The organism is Streptomyces sp. A2-16, from assembly GCF_018128905.1.
Lineage (GTDB): Bacteria > Actinomycetota > Actinomycetes > Streptomycetales > Streptomycetaceae > Streptomyces.
Genome location: NZ_CP063808.1, coordinates 6064655 through 6084450, shown reverse-complemented (window position 1 = coordinate 6084450; position 19796 = coordinate 6064655). Strand labels below are relative to the sequence as shown.

Here is a 19796-nt window from a genome sequence, read left to right as displayed (position 1 = left end):
TCCCCGCGGTTCACTTCGTGACCGTGATCCGGAACACCGGGTGGTCGGGGGCGGCCGCGATGATCTCCTCGTCGGAGGACTTGGCGGTCACGCCCTGGAAGTACTGGTTGACCTCCCAGCCCCACTTCTCCAGGTAGGTCCGCAGGATCGGGAGCTTCTCCGCGTCGGGCAGCTCCACCGCGGAGAACTCGCGGACCCTGCGGCCGACCCGCAGCTCCCCGCCGCCGGCGGCACGCATGTTGCGCACCCACTGGGAGTGACCGCGCGCCGAGACCAGGTACTGCCCGCCCTCGTACGTGTGCGGGTTGACCGGGATCCGCTGCATCCGGCCGCTCTTGCGGCCACGCACCGACATCTCCGCGGTACCGGCCAGGCTGAAGCCGTGGCGGGCGAGCCAGCCGATGGCGCTGTTGAGGCGGACGGTGAGCGGGCTGCCCTTGAGGTAGTACGGCGTCGACATGGTGATCCCCATCAGTTGGGAGAGCGGTGCTCTCGTTTCCGTGGCATCAGTCTGCACGCATCGGTGACCCAATGCAAGAGCAGTGCTCTCGTTTGTGTGCACTGCTCTGCTTCTGTGGAAGACTGGCCGCATGAGCACCGCACAAGGAGCCCGGGCCCGCGCCCGGATCGAAGTCACCGCCGCCATCAAGGACGAGGCGCGCCGGCAGCTCGCGGCGGAGGGCGCGGCGAAGCTGTCGCTGCGGGCCGTCGCGCGTGAGCTGGGGATGGTCTCCTCGGCGCTGTACCGCTACTTCCCGAGCCGCGACGACCTGCTCACGGCCCTGATCATCGACGCGTACGACTCCCTGGGGCAGAGCGCGGAACAGGCGCACGAGGCCGTCGCGCAGGCGGCCCCGCTGGAGCGCTGGGTCGCGTCGTGCGAGGCGGTCCGCCGCTGGTCGCTCGGTCATCCGCACGAGTACGCCCTGATCTACGGCTCTCCCGTCCCCGGCTACACCGCGCCGCAGACCACCGTCCCGCCCGCCGCCCGCGTCGGCCTCCTCCTGATCGGCATCGTCCGCGACGCCCACCAGGGCCCGGGCGGCCTGGAGGAACCGCCCCCGGTGCCCGACGACCTCCGCACCGAGGCCGACCGCATCGCCGCCGACCTCGCCCCCGACCTCCCGCCCGCGGTGACCGCGGCCCTGGTGGTGGCCTGGGCCCAGCTCTTCGGCCTGGTCGGCTTCGAACTCTTCGGTCAGTTCAACCGGGTCGTGGAGGACCGGGAGCCGTTCTTCCGGCATGCCGTGCGGCAGCTGGGGCGGGGCGTGGGCCTGCGCTAGGGGCCCCGCCGACTGTGCGTGGGCTGGTGCCGGGCCGGGCAGTCTCTCGCCGGTGGCGCCGTCCTGGCCGGTCGCGTACTTCGCCGGGAGTACGGGTGATCGCCACGTCCGGGGGACGCCCGGGCCGGACCGATGCGTCTAGCGTGGCGGACATGGACGGTGAGCAGGGCGGTCGTGGGGGAGGTCCGTCGCGGTGGCGGCGGCACGGGGCGTCATGGTGGCGGGGCCCCGACGGCGACGGGCAGCGGTCCCGGTGGCCGTGGCCGTCCACGCTGGTGCTCACGTTCTTCGTGCTCGGCGGGTCGAACTACGCGGCCCAGCAGCAGGTCGGTGAGCGGGCCCCGCTCGACACGTTCGCGCGGGTGCTGCTCGTGGTCGGCTCGGGGCTGTTGCTGTGGCGGCACCGGCAGCCGGTGCTCGTCGTGTTCGGGACCGCGGCCGCCGCCATGCTGTACCTGGGCGCCGGGTATCCGTACGGGCCCGTCTTCCTGACCGTCGCCCTCGCCTGCTTCAGCGCCGTCGTGGCCGGGCACCGCAGGGCCGCCTGGGCCGCGCTGGGGATGCTCTGGGCCGGGCACGTCCTGGTCGCGCACTGGCTGTACCAGTGGCTGCCGCCGACGGGGGACCCGGCCGCCCCCTGGGGCCAGGAGGGCGTGATCGCCGCCTGGGTGGTCGCGATCGTCGCCGTGTCGGAGCTGGCCCGCACCCGCCGCGAACAGTGGGCTCGCGAGCGTGCCGAGCGCGCCCGGGCCGCACAGCGCCGCGCCGACGAGGAGCGGCTGCGGATCGCCCGCGAACTGCACGACGTCCTCGCGCACAGCATCTCCGTCATCAACGTCCAGGCCGGCGTCGGACTCGCCCTCCTCGACACCGACCCCGAACAGGCCCGCACCGCCCTCACCACCATCAAGGCCGCCAGCAAGGAGGCGCTCGGCGAGGTGCGCCAGGTGCTCGACACCCTGCGCACCCCCGGTGACGCGCCGCGCGCCCCCGCCCCGGGCCTCGACCGGCTGCCCGAGCTGGTCCACCAGGCGGCCGGCGCCGGCCTCGCCGTCGAGGTGGAGGGATCGGCGCCGGGGCTGCCGCCCGGGGCGGATCTCGCCGCCTTCCGCATCGTCCAGGAGGCGCTCACCAATGTCGTACGGCACTCGGGATCGCGTCGCGCGCGCGTGCGGCTCGATCACGACGAGGACGCGCTACGGCTCCGTATCGACGACGACGGACCCGCGACCGGCGCCGACGCGGGCGGCAGCGGCAACGGTCTGGCCGGAATGCGGGAGCGGGCCGCCGCCCTCGGTGGCACGATCGAGGCGGGACCGCGTCCCGACGGAGGCTTCGGGGTGCTCGCAGTACTGCCGCTCACAGTGAAGGCCAGGGAGGAAAACCGGTGATCCGCGTACTGCTCGCCGACGACCAGTCGCTCGTGCGGGCCGGCTTCCGGGCGCTGCTCGACGCGCAGCCGGACATCGAGGTGGCGGGGGAGGCCTCGGACGGCGAGGAGGCGCTGCGCAAGGTGGGCGAACTGCGGCCGGACATAGTCCTGATGGACATCCGGATGCCGCGGCTCGACGGACTCGCCGCGACCCGGCGCATCACCGAGGACGCCACCCTGAAAGAGGTGAAGGTGGTCATGCTCACCACCTTCGAGCTCGACGAGTACGTCTTCGAGGCGATCCGTTCGGGCGCCTCCGGCTTTCTCGTCAAGGACACCGAACCGGAGGAACTCCTGCGGGCCGTCAGGGCGGTGGTCGAGGGCGACGCGCTGCTCTCGCCGGGAGTGACCCGACGTCTCATCGCCGAGTTCGCGGCCCGCTCCAAGGAGCCCGCGGCCGAGGGCGCCCTCGCCGAACTCACCGAGCGGGAGAGGGAGGTGATGGCCCTGGTCGGCATCGGTCTGTCCAACGAGGAGATCGCCCGCCGCCTGGTCGTCAGCCCCCTCACCGCCAAGACCCACGTCAGCCGCACCATGGTCAAGCTCGGTGCCCGCGACCGGGCCCAACTGGTGGTGCTGGCCTACGAGTCGGGGTTGGTGCGGCCCGGCTGGCTGGGTTGAGGGCCCTGTCGCCTGAAGCGCACCAGCACACTGATCACCCGGGCGACGAAGAGGACGGGTGCGATCGTGAGCCCGACGCGCACCAGCAACTTCTCCACGGTGCCCGGAAGTTCGAACAGCAGCGCCGGTCCCGCCACCGCCCCGAACAGCACGGCCGCCGCGAACAGCGCGCTGAACAGGGCGTATCCGATCTCGACGGTGATGGCATCCCGCTCCGCCTGGTTCCGGCGGCCCCCGTAGGTCTCCATCCTTCGAGTCTCACAGCCGTGTGCCCGGCGGAGCAAGCGGGCCGCGCCGGGCACACGGGGTGGGAGGCGTTCCCCCTAGTCGCGTACGGGTACGCGCTCCGCCTCCTGGGAGAGGGACTTGGCGACCACCACGGTCGGCTGCCGACGCCGAACCCGCAGTCCTGTGAGCGAGATCAGAAGACCCACGACCGCGATTCCGGTGACCACCGTCAGTGCGGGCAGGTAGCTGTCGAGGACGGCCTGCGGGGAGGCGCCCTCCGCGGGGGCGTTCGCCGTCAGCACCGCCGTCACCACGGCGAGGAACAGCGCGCCGCCCACCTGGACCGAGGTGTTGAGCAGACCCGAGACCATGCCCTGCTCGTGCTCGTCCACGCCGTTGGTGGCCTGGACGTTGAGGGAGGGGAAGGTCAGCGCGAAGGCGGCGCCGACCAGCAGCATGGTCGGCAGGATCACCGCCGCGTAGACCGGGGCGAGGTCGATGCGCAGGAACAGCAGATAGCCGACGACCATGAGCGCGAAGCCCACCACGATCAGACGCGGGGTGCCGAACCGGTCGATGACCGTGCCCACCTTGGTCGCGGACAGCGCCACCAGCGCACCCGCCGGCAGGAAGGCCAACGCGGTGTGCAGTGCCGACCAGCCGAGCAGTTGCTGCATGTAGAACGTCACCAGGAACTGGAAGCCCATGTAGCTGCCGAGGAAGGTCAACGCCCCCAGCTGGGCTCGCACCTGGGGTCCCGAGCGCAGCACGCCGAGCCGGATCAGCGGGCTCGCGCTGCGCCGCTCGACGGTCACGAACGCGGTGAGCAGGGCGGCGACGGCCGCGAAGGACAGGAGGGTGCGGAGCGAGCCCCAGCCGGCCTCGGGTGCCTGGACGACGGTGAACACCAGCAGCAGCATCGAGGCGGTGCCGAGGACCGCGCCGGGGATGTCGTAGCCGCCGGTGTTCTGCTCGCGCTCGCTGCGCGGCAGCAGCTTCAGGCCGACGACGAGGGCGAGCAGGGCGACGGGTGCGGGCAGCAGCATGGTGTAGCGCCAGCTGGCCTCCGTGAGCAGGCCGGAGAAGACCAGGCCCATGGAGTAGCCGGTGGCGCCGCAGGTGGTGTAGATGGACAAGGCGCGGTTGCGCAGGGGGCCTTCGGCGAAGGTCGTCGTGATGATGGACAGGCCGGCCGGTGCGGTGAAGGCCGCGCTCAGGCCCTTGACGAAGCGGCTGGCGATCAGCAGCGGGCCCGAGTCGACGAGCCCGCCGAGCAGGGAGGCGACCGCGAAGACGCCGAGGGCCACCAGGAAGACCTGGCGCCGGCCCAGCAGGTCGGCGGCCCGGCCGCCCAGGAGCAGCAGCCCGCCGTAGCCGAGGATGTAGCCGCTGACGATCCATTGCAGCGTCGAGGTGGAAAGGCCCAGGTCCGCGCCGATGGACGGGAGCGCGACGCCGACCATCGACACGTCGAGGGCGTCCAGGAACATCGCGGCGCACAGCACCAGCAGGGTGCCCCAGAGCCGGGGAGTCCAGCGGACCGCTGAGGACGGGTCCGCGGGGGTGGTGAGCGGAGAGGTCATGGCGAAGACACTACATGCGCATGCATCGAATGCAAACGCATTTAATTCCAATGCAATAATCCTGGCTCTCTGCTACGGTGCCGCGCATGGTGGCGAAGAAGCCCGAGCAGGCACTCGCGGAGCACTGGCGGGACATCCTGGCGCTGCACGCGCGCACGCAGTGCGAACTGGACCGTGCTCTCCATCAACACGGCCTGTGCGGCAGCGACTTCGAGGTGCTGGACGTCCTGGCCGACGGCGGCTGCGCCTACCGGGTGCAGGAGATCTCCGAGCGGGTTCATCTGAGCCAGAGCGCGCTGTCCCGGCTGATCGCACGGCTGGAGAAGGACGGGCTCGTCGAGCGCGGGATGTGCGCGGAGGACCGGCGGGGCGTACGGGTCTCGCTCACGGCGAAGGGGCACGCCCTGCACCGGGCGGCCCTGCCGGTGCAGCGCGCGGTCCTCACCCGGATGCTGGAACCCTCCTAGCCCACGGCGGACCTCTCCCGCCACAGCCCCGCGACCGATACGTCACCGGTGACCTGCGGGAACGGCAGCCGGTTCCACAGCGCCAGGTACAGCCGGGCGGCCGGCCCGGACACCTCGCAGTCGGCGTCCCCTTCCTCGCCGCGTTCGGTCGCGGGCGGCTCCTCGGTCAGGCGTACGGTCCACACGGCGCCGTCCGTGTCGCTCGCCCGCACCCGCAGCACCCGGGGCTCGGCGCTGCGGACCCTGCTCTTCGCGCGGGCGTGGAAGCCGCGCAGCAACTCGTCGATGCCGTCGGCCGCGAAGTCCCGCGCGATCTCGCCGGGGGTGCCACCGCGTGCCGCCTCCGCGTCGAAACGGTGCACGGCCGTCTCGTGCGCCTGCCGCCGGGCCCAGAAGGCGAGCGGGGAGGGGGCGGCGAAGAAGTGCCAGCACTGCACGTCGGGTGCGGCGGAGTCCAGGGTGTCGACCAGGCGGCGGTGGCCGGCGCGGAACCAGGCCGCCAACTCCTCTTCGGCGGGGGCGGGTTCGTCCTCGAGCGGCTGGAAGGCGGTCCGTTCCTCGGCCACGAACGCCGTCGCCCAGCGATGCACCGTGCCCGTGTGCCGCAGCAGGTCCCGCACCTGCCACTGCGGGCAGGTCGGCACCTTGGCGTCGTGCCCCGCCTGTTCGGCGGCCGACGCGAGCAACCGGCCTTCCCGGTCCAGGATGCGGATGAACTCGGCTGTCTCCATGACAGGAGTGTGCCCGACGGGGATGTCCCGGCGGGGGCTGTTCCTCGGCGGGCTGCCAGTCACTGCCTGGCTGCCAGTCACGGCCGGGCTACCAGTCACGCGCGGCGTGCAGGAGGTGGTCGCGGACCAGCGCCACGTGCGGATTGCCGGAGGTGCCGGGGCGCTGCACCAGGAACGCCGTGTTGATGGGTGGGTCGTCGGGGTCGTGGAGCAGGACCAGCGCCCCGGACGCCAGCTCCCCGGCGCACAGATAGCGGGGGAGCACGGTGAACCCGCTGCCCCCGACGACCGCCGCCTTGACCGCGTTCAGGTCGGGCATGGTCACGGCGGGCTGCCGCACCAGGCGCCTGCCGAAGACATGCCGCCAGTAACGGCGCACGATGGGCAGGTCCTCGGCGTAGGCGACGAGCGGGACGCCGTGCAGCGCTGCCGCGAGGTGGCCGGGCGCGCCCAGCCCTCGCGCCCGGTCGGGGGCGGCGACCAGCACGAACTCCTCGTCGTTCAGGGGCAGGGCCGTGAGGGTGCGGCCGCGCGGCCGGAAGGTGGCGATCACCAGGTCGTGACGGCCGGCGCGCAGGTCGTCCAGGAGCGGTTCGGTCAGGCCCGGCGTGATGCGCAGCAGTACCCCCTTGTCCACCAGGGGCGCGAGACCGGGCAGGACGCACCGGGACAGCAACTCGGCCGGACCGGCGAGATGTACGGGCTCGGCGGGGGTGTCCTCCCCGTTCCCCGAGGGCCCCGCCACCGAGGCGAGCGAGTCCAGCGGCTCCACGATCCGGGCGGCGAGCTCGTCCGCGTACGCCGCCGGGGTCACGCCGCGCGCCCGGCGCTCGAACAGCTCGCGGCCCAACTGCCGTTCCAGGGCGCGGATCTGGGTGGTGACCGTCGGCTGGGACAGGCCGAGAAGGCGGGCGGCCGCGGTGAAGGAACCGGTGCGGTACACGGTCAGGAAGGTCCGCAGCAGGTTCAGGTCCAGCGGGGCTCCGGCGACGCGGCCCGCATCCTCGGAGCCATTGGTGTTCCTATCCCTCATATGCGTGAGCCTATTGGATTTCAATGACAGGGCAGGACTACGGTTTCACCATGTCGAAGATCCTCTTTGTGATGACCGGTGCCGACCACTGGACCCTGGCCGACGGCACCCGGCACCCCACCGGCTACTGGGCCGAGGAGGCCGTCGCCCCCTACGAGGCGTTCAAGGCCGCGGGACACGAGATCGTCGTGGCCACCCCGGGCGGTGTCGTGCCGACCGTGGACAAGGGCAGCCTGGCCGCCGAGGTCAACGGCGGCCAGGAGAACGCCGACCGCATCGCCGGGGTGCTCGCCTCGGCGGCCGAGCTCCAGAGCCCGCTGAAGCTGGAGGAGGTGAACCTCGACGACTACGCGGCCGTCTTCTACCCCGGCGGCCACGGGCCGATGGAGGACCTCGCGGTCGACGCCGACTCGGGCCGGCTGCTCACCCGTGCCCTGGAGAGCGGCAGGCCCCTCGGCGTCGTCTGCCACGCCCCGGCCGCGCTGCTCGCCGCCACGAAGGCGGACGGCTCCAACGCCTTCGCCGGGCGCCGCGTCGCCGCCTTCACCAACGCCGAGGAGACCCAGGCGGGCTTCGCCGACAAGGCCAAGTGGCTGCTCCAGGACCGGCTCACCGAGGCCGGCGTCCAGGTCGACGTGGCCGAGCCGTGGGCGCCGCATGTGATCGTCGACGGCAATCTGGTGACCGGGCAGAACCCGTCGTCCTCCGCGCCGCTCGCCGTCGAACTGCTGAAGAAGCTGGGCTGATCGGGGTCGGGCGCGTGCGGCCGGTCCTGTCTGCCGCGGTACGGCGACCTCAGACGCCGAGGGCGGGCAGGACCACCGCGTCGACGTAGTTCCGCACGAATTCCGGGCCGGTCGGCCCGTCCTCGAGCAGCTGGTGGGCGACCATGAGGCCGAGCAGGGCGTGGGGGACGTAGGGCACGGCCGGGGTGTCGGCGGGGAGCTCGCCGCGCTCGACGGCCCGCTGCAACAGTGTGGCGAGACCGGTCAGTTCGGGGACGACGAGCAGCTCGCGCAGCGCCCGGAAAAGGTCGGGATCGGTGTGGGCGGCCTGGGCGAGGCCCCGGAACAGGGCGGCGTCCCGCTCCAACCGCAGCGGGTTCAGCCGGGTGGCCGCCGCGTCGAGGTCGCCGGGCAGGGAGCCGGTGTCGATACCGGCGAGGGTGACGGGCTTCTGATGGCGCAGTGCCTTGGCGACCAGCTGCGGCTTTCCCGTCCACTGGCGGTAGAGGGTGGCCTTGCTGCACCGGGTGCGGGTGGCCACGGCGTCCATGGTGAGGCTGCCGTAGCCGACCTCCCGCAGCAGGTCGAGGACGGCCGTGTACAGCTCTGCCTCCCGCTCCGGCGTCAACCGGCGGGGCCGCCCGCCGGGTTTCACCGCAGCCCCCGAGGTGCCTTGTGTCCGCCGCCGTCGCCGTTCATGCAAACCTCATCCGAACGAAACCGTTTCGTACACATCCAGTGTATCCCCGTGCTCGTCACCCGTGAAGGCCTGTGCATCCGCCGGGCGTCGTCCACGAACCGGCCCCGGGATCCCGCCGGGCCGGGCGCGGCAGTCTCGCGGCAGGGACGAGCCTCTGAGGCTCCTCAAGTCGCTTGGCGGGCGCGGAGCGCGACCGTCACGATGTTCCGCATGTCGGGAATCGCGGGACTGAACAAGAAGAACAACTTCGTGCTGCTCGTCCGGGACGCGGACGTCGTGGGAGCGGCCCTGCGCCGGGCGCTGGCCGAGGCTCCGCCCGAGGAACGTCCCGGGCTGGAACGCGCCGTGGCGCTCGTCGAGTCCACTGCCGCCGCCACCGAGGCCGGGCTGCGCGCCCGCTGGGTCCGCTCGCGGCTGGCCGACGTCGGCTTCAAGGGTGACATCACCTCGGTCGCGGCCGTGCGGGCTCTGCGCAAGGCGGAACCGCAGTTGAGCCTGCTGGCCGCCGTGCAGTTGCAGAAGGAGGCGGTGGCCCATCCGGAGTGACCCGGACGGGCCCGACGTACGGGAAGGCCGGGCCCGAGGTCACCGCTCGGGCCCGACCGGCCCGCAGTCACGGCGAGCGCTGCGGGCTCGGCGGCTCGGGCCTCGGACCTGATGAGCGCCACGCCGTCCTCCCAGCATCCCGGAGTGGGCGGGCCGTGAGGAGCCCCTCCAGCTCGCGGTGACTGCGGGACGGATGGGTCGGCACCGGGCGCGGGCTCGGAATGAGGCGCTCGGCGACCCGGCGGGTGCGCGGACCGGATGCGGCGAGGCCGGTGATCTCCCGTTCCCGGTCGGTGACGTCCGCCGGGGGTGATCGATGCCGTCTGCCGGAGGCGGTGACCAGGGCCGGCACCAGCGGCCCGGGACCACGGGACGTGCCGGCCGGACGTGCCCCGCCGCCGCGTCCTGATCGCACCGGTGCAGGTCCGTCCGGCACCGGCGCACACCCCGCCGCGCCTTCCGCCGGCCGGTCACCACGCGTGTCGAACCGCTCCGAGCCGCCCGCCCGCCGTGGCTCCCGCGGTGACGGTGTCCGCGAAGATCGCAGCCGGGTCTCCGGCGTCGGTAATGTGCGCGCATGACGAGAAGCGAGCGGCTCGCGGAGCAGCTGGACTGGCACTGGCACAACAACCTGCGGCCGCGGCTGGACGGTCTCACCGATGAGGAGTACTTCTGGGAGCCGGTGCCCGGCTGCTGGAGCATCCGCCCACGTGGTGCGTCGGCCGCACCGATATCGGAAGGTTCGGGGGAGTGGACGATGGACTCCGCGTCCTCCGCCCCGGTCCCGGCACCGGTGACCACGATTGCCTGGCGGCTGGCGCACATCATCGTCTCGTGCCTGGGCTATCGGGTCGGCTGGTACTTCGGCGGCCAGGACGTCGACTCCCGGACATTCGCCTACGCGGGAACCGCTGACGAGGCGCTGAAACAGCTCGATGAGATGTACGGGAGATGGAACGCCGGGGTCCGCGAGCTCTCGGACGCCGACCTGGACAATCCGCCCCCGGCGGGTCCCGAGCGGTGGCCCATGGAGAACAGGGTCCTGCACGTCAACCGGGAGCTGATCCATCACGGCGCCGAGATCTCGCTGCTGCGCGACCTCCACCGCGGGCAGGACGGCGCCTGATTGTCAGTGGCTGCTCGTAACGTTCCGCTCATCGTCACGCCGAGCGGTCGGATCCCCCGGGCGAGCCGTGTCGATCTCGAGTGTCCTCGACGAACGAGAAGGAGGCCGCGCCCGTGCACGGAGTGCCGCTGACGGAGCAGGTCATCGAGGTGGTCCGGCGCGATCCGGCGGCGAGCGCGCTGCCGTATCTGCTGCCCTACGTGGACGTGCCATGGGTGGAAGGGGGCGTCCCCGCGCCGATGGCCGAGGACGTGCTCGCCAAGGCCGTGTTCCCGTCCGGGCGCCCGCTCTCGCCGAGCCTGCGCACGTGGCTGTCGTACGACATGAGTCTGCTGGAGCGCCACCAGTGGTTCACGGCGGACGGCGCCTTCGCACCCCGGCCGCTGGACCGGCTGATCGCGGACGAGATGGGCGCCTTCTGGGGAACGGAGTTCGCGTGGCTGGCCGGGCGGCTGTCCGAGTGCTTCCTGCTGCCGGGTGGTTCGGACTCCCGACGGATACTGGCCGTGACCGAGCCGGACGAGGAGGGGGAGTACCCCGTGTTCGCCCTCGACCTGGACGACCTGCCCTACCTGGGACTCATGTACCCGGGGTTCGACGTCTACCTGGCCGACACCGCGGGCCTGCTGGACCTGGGCGAACGGCAGGGCTACTCGGAGCTGATCCACCACGGGACCTATGGGGGACGGATGCGCCGGCACGCCAGGCAGTGCCTCGGGGGCGCGGCGGAGATCCAGTACCCCTTCGACTTCGAGCCGGTGTACGCGGAGTTGGTGCGGGAGGGCGCCGGAGGCACGGGGTGATCCGCTGACCCGGCGGCCCCCGAGGGACCCGTCGGCTGTGGTCAGGCCGCTGCCGCGCGTCGGGTCAGCGCGGCGATGGCCGCGGCGGTGGCGGCGAGTACCGCGACGCTGGTGAGGGCCGCGGGGAGGGAGAACCAGTCGGCCATGAAGCCGATGGCGGGCGGCCCGAGCAGCATGCCGCCGTAGCCGAGGGTGGAGGCGATGGCGACCCCGTCGGGCCCGGCCAGCCTGCCCGCGCGTTCGACGGCGACGGGGAAGAGGTTGGCGAGGCCGAGCCCGGTGATCATGAAGCCGAGGAGGGCCGCCCAGACCGAGGGGGCGAGGGCGCCGAGGAGCATGCCGAGCGCGGCGGTGGTGCCGCCGCCCACGAGCGTGCGGGTCTGACCGAGCCGTTCGAGCAGCCTGGTGCCGGTGAGCCTGCCGATGGTCATGGCGAGCGCGAAACACGAGTAACCGACCGCCGCGACGCCGGGTGTGGCGTCCAGGTCGTGCTCCAGGTGCAGGGCGCTCCAGTCGGCCAGGGCGCCCTCGCCGTAGGCCGTGCACAGGGCTATCAGGCCGAAGGTGATGACGAGTCCGCGGGTCCGGGAGCCCGGGGGACGAGCGGCGGAGTGCTGCTCCGAGGTGTCCCGCACGGGCGAGGTGTCCCGCACGGGCGCAGGGGGCTGGATGCGCAGCAGGGTCCGGCCCGCGACGGCGGTGACGAGCAGGCCGATCACGGTGAGGCCGAAGAGGTGCCGCGTGGGCGACAGCGCTCCGGCGACCAGCCCGCCGAGCCCGGCCCCGAGCATTCCGCCGAGGCTGAACGCGGCGTGGAAGCTGGGCATGATGGGCCGCCGCAGCGCGCCCACGAGATCGACCGCGGCGCTGTTGAACGCGACGTTGATGCTGCCGTACGCGGCGCCGAAGACCAGCAGCACGGCGCCGAGTGCCGGAGCTGAGTGGGTGAGCGGCGGCAGCGCGACGCTGACCGAGAGCAGGACGGCGCAGACGACGGTGACCCGGTGGGTGCCGTAGCGGCGGCACAGTCGCCCCGTGAGCATCATGGTGATCACCGCGCCGGCCGAGACGCCCAGGAGGGCGAGGCCGAGGGCGCTGGCGGAGGCGCCGGTCTGCTCCTTGATCGCGGGGATGCGGACGACCCACCCGGCGAAGACGAAGCCGTCGAGGGCGAAGAAGACGGTGAGGACGATACGGAGTCGGGTGAGTGTGTTGTCCGGCACGGCGATGCGCGTACGCATTTTGTTTATCGGCGGCACAAAGTCAGCGTAGGTGCCTGCTCGATTGTCGGCAAGGGTGTTCGGGTGAGCGGTCCGTCCGTGGCCCTGCGGTCGCCACGCGCATTCCTGGATCGAACCGCCGGCCCCGGCCCCGCCCGCCGTCACGAGGGCCGTGTGACGGAGCCGGGCGGGGGCCGGCGCCGGCCTCCTCAGTCCCTGGCCGGGGGAGTGTAGAAGTCGCCTACGGACGTCCAGACGCCGTTCTTCACGACCACGCGCTGCACGCTGCGGGTGCCGAGATGCTCGCTCGCGCTGAACTTCATCACCGGTGAGACCCCGGGGTCCACGGAGGACGCCTTCTGGTACGCGGTGCTGAGCGCCTGCGAGGTGACGGGCCCCTTGACGGTCTTCGCGATCTCGGCGAACACCTTCGCGTTGCTCCAGCCCCACAGGGCGAGGAATCCCGCGTCCTGACCGGGTTCGTACCTGGCCATGGCGGTCCGGAACTCCTTCACCGCCGGGTCCGGGTCCGATGGCGCCTTCACCAGCTGTACGGCCTTCAGGCCCTCGGCGGCGTCCTTGGCCAGCGACACCGTCGACTCGGCGGCCACGGGCGCGTAGGCGTAGGTGGGCAGGGAGAGCCCCTGGAGCTTGGCCTCCTTGAGGTAGGCGGCCGCCTCGGGCGAGGTGAGGACGACGATCACCGCCTGCGGCTTCGCGGCCTTCACCTTGCTGATCACCGGGGTGTAGTCGGTGGTCTGGTACTTGACCGCCAGCCGGTTCACCTCGACCGAGGGATCCACCTTCTTCGCGACGGGCTCCACCTGCTTGGCCACGTTCACGAAGGCGGCCGGATCGCTGTGCACGACGAGGATCCTCTTCGCGCCGTCCTGCACCGCCCAGGCGGCGATCGCCGCGGCCTGGTCCTCGTAGAGGGTCTGCGTGCCGAACAGGCCGGCCCGCGGCGGCTCGTACCAGGACTCGGTGCCGCCCACCTCGTTGAGGACGGGCACCTTGGACTGGTTGAGGACGAACGGGAAGGCCGCCTCCGCCTGGGAGGTGCCGTTCGCGTTCACGATGGCCACGACCTTGTCCTGGCCGACGAGTTCACGCGCGATCTGCACGGTCTGCTGCGGGTCGGCCGCGTTGTCCTTGACGGTCCAGCGGACCTTGCGCCCGTTGATGCCCCCCTGGGCGTTGAGCATCTTGAAGTACGCGTCGGCGCCCGCCTTCTCCGGCACGCCGTACGAGGCGGTGGCGCCGGTGAGGGGAAGCCACGCCCCGATGTGGATCTCGGAGGAGCTGCCGGCGGCCCCCGCGGAGTCCTCACCGGCGCACGCGTTGGCGGTGAGCGCCACTGCGGCCAGCACGGCCGTCGTTCCCGCGGCGCGGCGGAATCTTCTCATTGTCCGGAACACGGTCCACCTCGTTCATTGCGGAAGCTCATGAAGGGAGTTCAGATCACACGGGAGGCCCGGACGGCGGCCGTCGCGGGCGGTGCGGCTTCGAGGCCGCCGCTGAAGTACGCCGCTTCCGCCAGGGCCGCGAACGCCGGGTCACCGGGCCGCCCGTGGGCCGCGACGACGCCCTCGTGCAGCACGGCCACCTCGTGGCAGACGGACAGGGCGCGGCTGAGGAGCTGTTCGAGCAGGACGACCGTCAGGCCGTCGTGGGCGAGCCGGGCCAGTCGGTCGTAGACCTCGTCGACCAGGGCGGGGGCGAGACCCAGCGCGGGTTCGTCGACGATCAGGACGTCCGGTCCGACGATCAGGGCCCGGGCGATGGCGAGCATCTGCTGCTCGCCGCCGGACAGTCCGCCGGCGGAGGCGGACATCCGGTCGCGCAGCCGGGCCGGCAGCCACTGGACGGTCTCCTCGAGCCGTTCGCGCAGCGGAGCACCGGTGATGCCCGCCGCGTACGCGGCGACCTCGAGGTTCTCGCGCAGGGACAGGGTCTTGAACAGGGCCCGCCCCTCGGGCGCCAGGCTGGTGCGGACGGTGCCGGCCGACTGCCGTTCGCCGCCGGTCGGTTCGAGCGATCCGTGCAGGATGCCGGCCAGGGTGCTCTTGCCCGCTCCGTTGGCTCCGGCGATGCCGAGCACGACCCCCTGGCGGACGTCGAGGTCGACGTCGCGCAGGGCGACGACGCCGCCGTACGTGTGGCCGACCCGGTGCAGACGGATCATGCTGCGGTCGCCGACCTGCTCGGGCGGCCGGGTCCTGCCGTCGACCGATCCGAGGTACGACGACCGCACCTTCGGGTCCTGAAGGACGGTGTCCGGGGTGCCCTCGCCGATCGTGCGACCGAAATCGAAGGCGAGCACCCGGTGGGCCACGGAGAACAGGTCGTCTAGGACGTGGTCGATGACCACCACGGCGGTGCCCTCGGCGTGCAGCCGCTTGATGTGCCCTGCCAGCAGGGCCCGTTCACCCGCGTCCAGGCCGCCGAACGGCTCGTCCAGGATCAGCAGTTTCGGTTCCCCGGCCATCGCGCGGGCCAGGTCGAGGCGCTTCTGCAGGCCGAACGGCAGCTCGTCGGGGCGGCGTTCGGCCACTCCCGCGAGGCCCACCGAGTCCAGCAGCCGCGCGACGTCCGCCCGGTCCCGGCCGGTGATCCGGCGACGGGTGCACAACACGTTCTCGGCGACGGTGAGTTCGGAGAAGACCTCCGCGTGCTGGAACGTGCGGCCGATGCCCAGCCGCCGTCGAGCGGTCGCCCTGGCTTTCAGCAGCGGCCGTCCGTCGAGGTCGGCACTGCCGCTGACCCGGCCGTTGCCCGTCAGCCCCGACAGGGCGTTCAACAGGGTCGTCTTTCCGGCACCGTTGGGCCCGATGACGGCAAGGATCTCGTTCTGCCGAAGGGACAGCGACGCGTCCTCCAGCGCCTTGAGGCCGCCGTACGACACCGACACGTGCTCCAGGCGCAGCAGGACCTCGCCGCCGTCCCCCGGAGCCCCGGCCGGGGGCCGCGACGGTGCGGGGATCTCCGACTCCGCGGCGGGCAGGGGGACTTGGAGGTCCCGTCGTCGCAGCAGGCGCCGTGCCGACCTGGCGAGGAACGGTACGGCTCCGCCGGGCAGGAAGAGGAGCACGCCGATCAGCACGAGGCCCTGCACGACCGGCTGGGGCAGGCCGACGGCGGACGAGAGCGAGGGGTTCCAGGTCAGATAGACGCCGCCGGCCACGGCCCCGAGGACGGTGCCGACCCCGCCGAGCACACACGCCGCGATCAGCGAGATGCCGAAGGTCAGGGAGAACGGATCCGGACTGACGAACCCGGTGATCAGGCCGAGCAGCACCCCCGCGAAGCAGGTGCAGGCCGCGCTCACCGCGAACGACAGCGCCGACTGCGCCTCCGGCGCGATGCCGATCGTACGGGCGGCCAGGGGGTGCGACTTGGCGGCCACCAGGCGCATCCGCAGCCCCGAGGCGGCAGCGGGCACCGCCAGTGCCAGCACCACGGCGGCCGCCCCGACGGCGAGGTACTGGGCGTTGGTCCCGCCGCCCAGGACGGTGCCCAGGCCGAGGGCGCTGCGCAGCTCGGTCACCGGCACGCCCTGGTCGCCGCCGGTCACGCTGCTCCAGCGGTTGACCAGTTCCAGGGTGACCGTGGTGAAGGCGAGGGTCAGCAGGGCGATGTAGAGGACGGAGAACCTGGCGCCCGCGTATCCCAGGAAGGCGCCGAGCACCGCCCCGACGGCGACGGCACCGAGGACCACCGCCTCCAGGGACCAGCCGTGCCCGCTGCCGTACGCGGCGAAGTACGCGCCGATGGCGAAGAAGGCCGGGTGGCCCACCGACCAGATGCCGGACCAGCCGGCGAGCAGGCCCACCGACAGCACGACGATCGTGTACACGGCCGCGAGCCCGACCGAGTACATCTGGTACGCGGGGATCGCGCCGGAGGCCATGAACGCCATGAGCACCGCGCCGGCCGCGGGTCCCAGGGCGGCCCGCGCCAGGAGGGAACGGTTGAAGACCATGGATACGACCCCTCAGACCCGTTGGAAGGTGCGGGTGCCGAACATGCCCTGGGGACGGATCAGCAGTACCAGCACGGTGAACGAGAACACGAACGTGTCCCGGAAGCTGGCGGAGACGTAGTTCGCCGCCAGGTTGTCCAGGACGCCGATGGTCAGGCCGCCCAGGACGGCGCCGTACATGCTGGTCAGGCCGCCCAGGAAGATTCCGGCGAAGGCCCGGAACAGGGGCGCGACCAGCGCGGTGGGCACCAGACCCGACCGTGGCGCGTACAGACAGGCGGCGAGCGCGGCCAGGCCCAGCCCGAGCGCCCAGGAGATCCGGGCCAGGCGCTGTGCGCCGAGTCCGACCACGCGGGCGGTGTCGGCCGATTCGGCCACGGCGCGCATGGCCGAGCCGAGGGTGGTGCGGGCGAACAGATAGCCCACCAGTGCCATCGCCGCCGCCGCGACGGCGATCGTCACGAGACTCTGGACCGGCACCGCGGCTCCCGACCAGCGCACCGTCCCGTCGACCAGGCTGGGGAAGGCCTTGGGCTGGTCGCCCCAGATCGAACCGGCCGTGCTCTCCGCGATCAGGGACACGCCCATCGTCACGACGAGCGCGGAGAACAACTGTCCCTGCCCCAGCGGCCGGATCACCGTCTCCCGCACCAGCAGACCGGCCGCCACGGTGACGGAGACGGCGGCCAGGATGCCGAGCACCGTGGCTACCCCGCGGTCGTGGAGCGAGACCGCCACGTACAGGCCCAGGGTCGCGAGCGACGCCATCGCGAAGTTCACGACGTCCGTGGCCCGGTAGATGATGACCAGACCGAGTCCCATGAGCCCGTACACGGCTCCACTGGCCACACCGCTGACCAGGACAAGCAGGAACTGACTCACAGTCCCTCCCTCGAAGAAGAGCGCGTTCGCGCCACACCTGCGACAGACATGATCACTTCCCGAACCACAGAGTTAAAGTGAACTCACTTCAGTAAGCTAGGCACTGCGGCGCCGGGTGGGCAAGCCTCGTGCACGGGATTTGTGCCGACCGGAGCCCGCTCTCGGTGGACGGCGGACGGCGGACGTCGGCCGTCGGCGACTCGGTCGGCGCGGTCCGGGCCGCCGTCGGGCCGAACACCAGGGCCGGGGCGAGACCGCCCGCGTAGGCGCACCGGCGGAGGCCGCTCGCGTCCGCGCCGGCGGCCGACAGACCCGGCACCCGGCCCGGCTGTGGGTTTCGGCCGAGTCGGTGCGGCGGATCCCGGCCCGGCTGTGCGTTTCGGCCGAGTCGGTGCGGCGGATCCGATCAGTCGGTGCGGCGGACCCGATCAGTCGGGGACCAGGACCGCGCGCCCTCGCACCCCTCCGGCGCGGAGTCTCGCCACGGCCTCGCCCACGCCCGACAGCGCGAACCGCTCGGCCTCGACCCTGAGCGCCCCCTCGCGGGCCAGTGCGACCACGGCCTCCAGCTCCGGCAAGGTCCCCCAGAAGGGCAGCGAGATCCGGGCGCCCGGTGGAAGGGTGCCCGGCTTGCGGACCGTCAGTTCCCCACCGCCGCTGCCCACCACGGCCAGCTCGCCGCCCGCCCGCAGCACGCCGGCCGCCAACTCGAGACTGGAGTGATTGCCGACGAAGTCGAGCACGGCAGCCGCTCCGGCTCCCCCCGTCCGACTCCGCAGGACGGAAGCGGTGTCGGACCGCAGCAGCGTGCCGAAGTGCGCCCCGCACTCCTCGGCCAACGTGAGCGCCTCCTCCCGCACATCCACGGCAAGGACCTGCACGAGTGTCGTGGCCCGCAGGATCTGCACGGCCAGATGCCCCAGGCCGCCGACGCCGAGGACGACCGCGCTGCCGGTCGGGTCGTCGGCCAGGGTGCGCCGGACCGCGGCCACGGCGTGGTACGCGGTCAGGGCGGCGTCCGTCAGAGGCGCCGCCTGGACGGCGGCCAGGTCGCCCACCGGGACCAGCAGCCGTCCGGACGGCACCAGCACCAGGTCGGCCATGCCGCCGTCGCGCCCGAGACCCACTCCCGTGCCGGCCCGCGCGGCGTCCAGCGCTGTGCGCCGCTCGCAGTAGTTCTCCGCTCCGACCGCGCAGCGCGCGCACCTCCCGCACCCCCACGGGCCGTAGACGACCACGCGCTCCCCGACCGCCGGTGCCGTGGCCAGCGGGCCGTGCCGCACGACCCGGCCGGCGACCTCGTGGCCGAGGGTGAACGGGAGCCGGTAGGGCAGATCGCCCGGACGGGCGTCGATGACGTGGAGGTCCGAACGGCAGAGGCCGGCCGCCTCCACCTGGACGAGTACCTCCTCACCGGTGGGGACGGGCCGGGCCACGTCGGTGAGGACCGCCGGGCCGCCCCAGCGGGTCAGTCGGACCGCTCTTGTCCTGCCTGTTGACATACCTGGGACAGTAACAAAAATGAAGTCAGTTCAGTAAGTCGACCGTGGGATGGTGACCGCGCATGAGTGGTGAACACGGCGGGCGCTTCGCCGGGCGGATCGCGCTCGTCACCGGCGCCGGATCCGGCATCGGCGCGGCGGTCGCCCGAAGACTCGCAAGTCAGGGGGCCGAGGTGTTCGCCACGGACCTCGACGGCCCCGCCGCCGAGGCCACCTCGAAGGAACTGCCCCGAGCGCACTCGCTGACCGTCGACGTGGCCGAACCCGCCCAGGTCGACCGGGCCTTCGACGAGGTCGTACGACGGCACGGCCGGCTCGACGTCGTGGTGCACGCGGCCGGCGTGGACGATCCCACGGCCAAGGAGTGGATCGCCGAGGCCCTGCTCGCGGACCGGCCGGCGCGGGTGACGGAGCGGCTCGGCGACGAGGCCTGGCGGCGCGTCATGTGCGTCAACCTGGACGGCACCTTCCATGTTCTGCGCGCCGCCCTGCGCGCCATGGCACCCCGGCGATCCGGAGCCGTCGTCACCGTCGGCTCCTCCTCCGCCTTCGACGCCCAGGCCGGCTATCCGCACTACGCGGCCTCCAAGGCCGGCGCCCACGCGCTGAGCCGGTCCGTCGCCAAGGAGGCGATCGCGTTCGGCGTGCGCGTCAACACCGTGGCACCGGGCCCTACCGAGACCGGCATGGCGGCGCGGACGCCCGCGGCGCTGCGCCAGGGGTTCGCGGATCCCCGGGTACGGCCCTACGCGACGCCGGAGGAGATCGCCGACATCGCCGTGTTCCTGGCGAGTGAGGAGGCGGCGAACCTGGTCGGGGCGGTGCTGCTGGCCAATGGAGGGCGGTTCACGGTGTGAGCGGGTGCGGCGGGTGCCTCCTCGGGTGCCGACGGCCTCGTCGCCGCTGGTCTCGCCCGGTCGCGCAACCGCACA

Annotated in this window: 20 protein-coding genes; 9 read left to right on the top strand and 11 right to left on the bottom strand. The window is 72.5% G+C overall.

Translation table 11 applies throughout. From position 1 onward, the window contains the following. Positions 1 to 10: 10 nt before the first annotated feature. On the bottom strand, positions 11 to 460 hold the full coding sequence (locus IOD14_RS27290; RefSeq protein WP_123987458.1) for a nitroreductase family deazaflavin-dependent oxidoreductase: 450 nt from the start codon (positions 458 to 460) through the stop codon (positions 11 to 13). Positions 461 to 590: 130 nt separating this feature from the next. On the opposite strand from IOD14_RS27290, the gene IOD14_RS27285 reads away from it, so the two are divergent. The 3 genes from IOD14_RS27285 (at position 591) to IOD14_RS27275 (ending at position 3336) form a co-directional block, all read left to right on the top strand. Continuing rightward, positions 591 to 1283, top strand: coding sequence for a TetR/AcrR family transcriptional regulator (locus tag IOD14_RS27285; protein WP_123987457.1), 693 nt, complete (start codon positions 591 to 593; stop codon positions 1281 to 1283). Positions 1284 to 1435: 152 nt separating this feature from the next. After that, positions 1436 to 2674 carry a sensor histidine kinase gene (locus IOD14_RS27280; RefSeq protein ID WP_123987456.1) on the top strand — a complete coding sequence of 413 codons (1239 nt, stop codon included), beginning with the start codon at positions 1436 to 1438 and terminating at the stop codon, positions 2672 to 2674. Beyond that, positions 2671 to 3336: a response regulator transcription factor gene (locus IOD14_RS27275; RefSeq protein ID WP_212671799.1), complete on the top strand. Its 666-nt coding sequence runs from the start codon at positions 2671 to 2673 to the stop codon at positions 3334 to 3336. The genes IOD14_RS27280 and IOD14_RS27275 overlap by 4 nt, the downstream gene beginning before the upstream one ends. Here the strand turns inward: IOD14_RS27275 and IOD14_RS27270 are convergent. After that, a complete protein-coding gene (locus IOD14_RS27270; protein WP_123987454.1) occupies positions 3297 to 3584 on the bottom strand; it encodes a DUF6332 family protein in 288 nt (95 codons plus the stop codon). The two genes, IOD14_RS27275 and IOD14_RS27270, sit on opposite strands and share 40 nt — an antisense overlap. 75 nt (positions 3585 to 3659) lie before the next feature. Further along, the gene (locus IOD14_RS27265) at positions 3660 to 5147 is read right to left on the bottom strand and encodes an MFS transporter (RefSeq protein ID WP_123987453.1); all 1488 of its coding nucleotides are present in this window, start codon (positions 5145 to 5147) and stop codon (positions 3660 to 3662) included. A gap of 86 nt (positions 5148 to 5233) precedes the next feature. Between IOD14_RS27265 and IOD14_RS27260 the strand changes: the two genes are divergently transcribed. Then, positions 5234 to 5614, top strand: coding sequence for a MarR family transcriptional regulator (locus IOD14_RS27260; RefSeq protein ID WP_123987452.1), 381 nt, complete (start codon positions 5234 to 5236; stop codon positions 5612 to 5614). Here the strand turns inward: IOD14_RS27260 and IOD14_RS27255 are convergent. Both IOD14_RS27255 and IOD14_RS27250 read right to left on the bottom strand, forming a co-directional pair. Then, entirely contained in the window at positions 5611 to 6345 is a 735-nt protein-coding gene (locus tag IOD14_RS27255; protein ID WP_123987451.1) for a maleylpyruvate isomerase family mycothiol-dependent enzyme, read from the bottom strand. The two genes, IOD14_RS27260 and IOD14_RS27255, sit on opposite strands and share 4 nt — an antisense overlap. 88 nt (positions 6346 to 6433) lie before the next feature. Next, complete coding sequence (locus tag IOD14_RS27250) at positions 6434 to 7378, bottom strand: LysR family transcriptional regulator (protein WP_123987450.1); 945 nt, start codon at positions 7376 to 7378, stop codon at positions 6434 to 6436. Positions 7379 to 7428: 50 nt separating this feature from the next. On the opposite strand from IOD14_RS27250, the gene IOD14_RS27245 reads away from it, so the two are divergent. Next, positions 7429 to 8124: a type 1 glutamine amidotransferase domain-containing protein gene (locus tag IOD14_RS27245; protein ID WP_123987449.1), complete on the top strand. Its 696-nt coding sequence runs from the start codon at positions 7429 to 7431 to the stop codon at positions 8122 to 8124. Positions 8125 to 8173: 49 nt separating this feature from the next. On the opposite strand, the gene IOD14_RS27240 is transcribed toward IOD14_RS27245, so the two are convergent. Then, a complete protein-coding gene (locus tag IOD14_RS27240) occupies positions 8174 to 8758 on the bottom strand; it encodes a TetR/AcrR family transcriptional regulator (protein WP_249126083.1) in 585 nt (194 codons plus the stop codon). 255 nt (positions 8759 to 9013) lie between these two features. Between IOD14_RS27240 and IOD14_RS27235 the strand changes: the two genes are divergently transcribed. From IOD14_RS27235 to IOD14_RS27225, 3 genes are all read left to right on the top strand, one after another. Then, complete coding sequence (locus IOD14_RS27235) at positions 9014 to 9349, top strand: hypothetical protein (RefSeq protein ID WP_123987448.1); 336 nt, start codon at positions 9014 to 9016, stop codon at positions 9347 to 9349. Between the two features lie 577 nt (positions 9350 to 9926). Further along, positions 9927 to 10475, top strand: coding sequence for a DinB family protein (locus tag IOD14_RS27230; protein ID WP_123987447.1), 549 nt, complete (start codon positions 9927 to 9929; stop codon positions 10473 to 10475). An 80-nt stretch (positions 10476 to 10555) separates the two neighbouring features. Continuing rightward, positions 10556 to 11278, top strand: a complete 723-nt coding sequence (locus IOD14_RS27225; RefSeq protein WP_249126082.1) for a hypothetical protein — start codon at positions 10556 to 10558, stop codon at positions 11276 to 11278. Between the two features lie 41 nt (positions 11279 to 11319). Here the strand turns inward: IOD14_RS27225 and IOD14_RS27220 are convergent, their stop codons facing one another. The 5 genes from IOD14_RS27220 to IOD14_RS27200 all read right to left on the bottom strand — a co-directional run bounded on the left by IOD14_RS27220 (position 11320) and on the right by IOD14_RS27200 (position 18864). Further along, complete coding sequence (locus IOD14_RS27220; RefSeq protein ID WP_212671798.1) at positions 11320 to 12519, bottom strand: MFS transporter; 1200 nt, start codon at positions 12517 to 12519, stop codon at positions 11320 to 11322. A gap of 188 nt (positions 12520 to 12707) precedes the next feature. After that, the gene (locus IOD14_RS27215) at positions 12708 to 13904 is read right to left on the bottom strand and encodes an ABC transporter substrate-binding protein (RefSeq protein WP_123987445.1); all 1197 of its coding nucleotides are present in this window, start codon (positions 13902 to 13904) and stop codon (positions 12708 to 12710) included. A 50-nt stretch (positions 13905 to 13954) separates the two neighbouring features. Next, positions 13955 to 16480 (bottom strand): ATP-binding cassette domain-containing protein, encoded by a 2526-nt coding sequence (locus IOD14_RS27210; RefSeq protein WP_212671796.1) that lies wholly within the window; start codon positions 16478 to 16480, stop codon positions 13955 to 13957. A 12-nt stretch (positions 16481 to 16492) separates the two neighbouring features. Further along, positions 16493 to 17362: a branched-chain amino acid ABC transporter permease gene (locus IOD14_RS27205; RefSeq protein WP_123987443.1), complete on the bottom strand. Its 870-nt coding sequence runs from the start codon at positions 17360 to 17362 to the stop codon at positions 16493 to 16495. A 428-nt stretch (positions 17363 to 17790) separates the two neighbouring features. Continuing rightward, positions 17791 to 18864: an NAD(P)-dependent alcohol dehydrogenase gene (locus tag IOD14_RS27200; protein ID WP_212671795.1), complete on the bottom strand. Its 1074-nt coding sequence runs from the start codon at positions 18862 to 18864 to the stop codon at positions 17791 to 17793. A gap of 62 nt (positions 18865 to 18926) precedes the next feature. On the opposite strand from IOD14_RS27200, the gene IOD14_RS27195 reads away from it, so the two are divergent. Next, positions 18927 to 19721, top strand: a complete 795-nt coding sequence (locus IOD14_RS27195) for an SDR family NAD(P)-dependent oxidoreductase (protein ID WP_212671794.1) — start codon at positions 18927 to 18929, stop codon at positions 19719 to 19721. The last annotated feature ends 75 nt before the right edge of the window (positions 19722 to 19796 follow it).

Excerpts from the sequence above, each read along its gene's own strand:
- IOD14_RS27290 (WP_123987458.1), bottom strand. The coding sequence starts at position 460 with ATGTCGACGCCGTACTACCTCAAGGGCAGCCCGCTCACCGTCCGCCTC.
- IOD14_RS27285 (WP_123987457.1), top strand. The coding sequence starts at position 591 with ATGAGCACCGCACAAGGAGCCCGGGCCCGCGCCCGGATCGAAGTCACC.
- IOD14_RS27280 (WP_123987456.1), top strand. The coding sequence starts at position 1,436 with ATGGACGGTGAGCAGGGCGGTCGTGGGGGAGGTCCGTCGCGGTGGCGG.
- IOD14_RS27270 (WP_123987454.1), bottom strand. The coding sequence starts at position 3,584 with ATGGAGACCTACGGGGGCCGCCGGAACCAGGCGGAGCGGGATGCCATC.
- IOD14_RS27265 (WP_123987453.1), bottom strand. The coding sequence starts at position 5,147 with ATGACCTCTCCGCTCACCACCCCCGCGGACCCGTCCTCAGCGGTCCGC.
- IOD14_RS27260 (WP_123987452.1), top strand. The coding sequence starts at position 5,234 with ATGGTGGCGAAGAAGCCCGAGCAGGCACTCGCGGAGCACTGGCGGGAC.
- IOD14_RS27255 (WP_123987451.1), bottom strand. The coding sequence starts at position 6,345 with ATGGAGACAGCCGAGTTCATCCGCATCCTGGACCGGGAAGGCCGGTTG.
- IOD14_RS27250 (WP_123987450.1), bottom strand. The coding sequence starts at position 7,378 with ATGAGGGATAGGAACACCAATGGCTCCGAGGATGCGGGCCGCGTCGCC.
- IOD14_RS27245 (WP_123987449.1), top strand. The coding sequence starts at position 7,429 with ATGTCGAAGATCCTCTTTGTGATGACCGGTGCCGACCACTGGACCCTG.
- IOD14_RS27235 (WP_123987448.1), top strand. The coding sequence starts at position 9,014 with ATGTCGGGAATCGCGGGACTGAACAAGAAGAACAACTTCGTGCTGCTC.
- IOD14_RS27230 (WP_123987447.1), top strand. The coding sequence starts at position 9,927 with ATGACGAGAAGCGAGCGGCTCGCGGAGCAGCTGGACTGGCACTGGCAC.
- IOD14_RS27220 (WP_212671798.1), bottom strand. The coding sequence starts at position 12,519 with ATGCGTACGCGCATCGCCGTGCCGGACAACACACTCACCCGACTCCGT.
- IOD14_RS27215 (WP_123987445.1), bottom strand. The coding sequence starts at position 13,904 with ATGAGAAGATTCCGCCGCGCCGCGGGAACGACGGCCGTGCTGGCCGCA.
- IOD14_RS27210 (WP_212671796.1), bottom strand. The coding sequence starts at position 16,480 with ATGGTCTTCAACCGTTCCCTCCTGGCGCGGGCCGCCCTGGGACCCGCG.
- IOD14_RS27200 (WP_212671795.1), bottom strand. The coding sequence starts at position 18,864 with ATGTCAACAGGCAGGACAAGAGCGGTCCGACTGACCCGCTGGGGCGGC.
- IOD14_RS27195 (WP_212671794.1), top strand. The coding sequence starts at position 18,927 with ATGAGTGGTGAACACGGCGGGCGCTTCGCCGGGCGGATCGCGCTCGTC.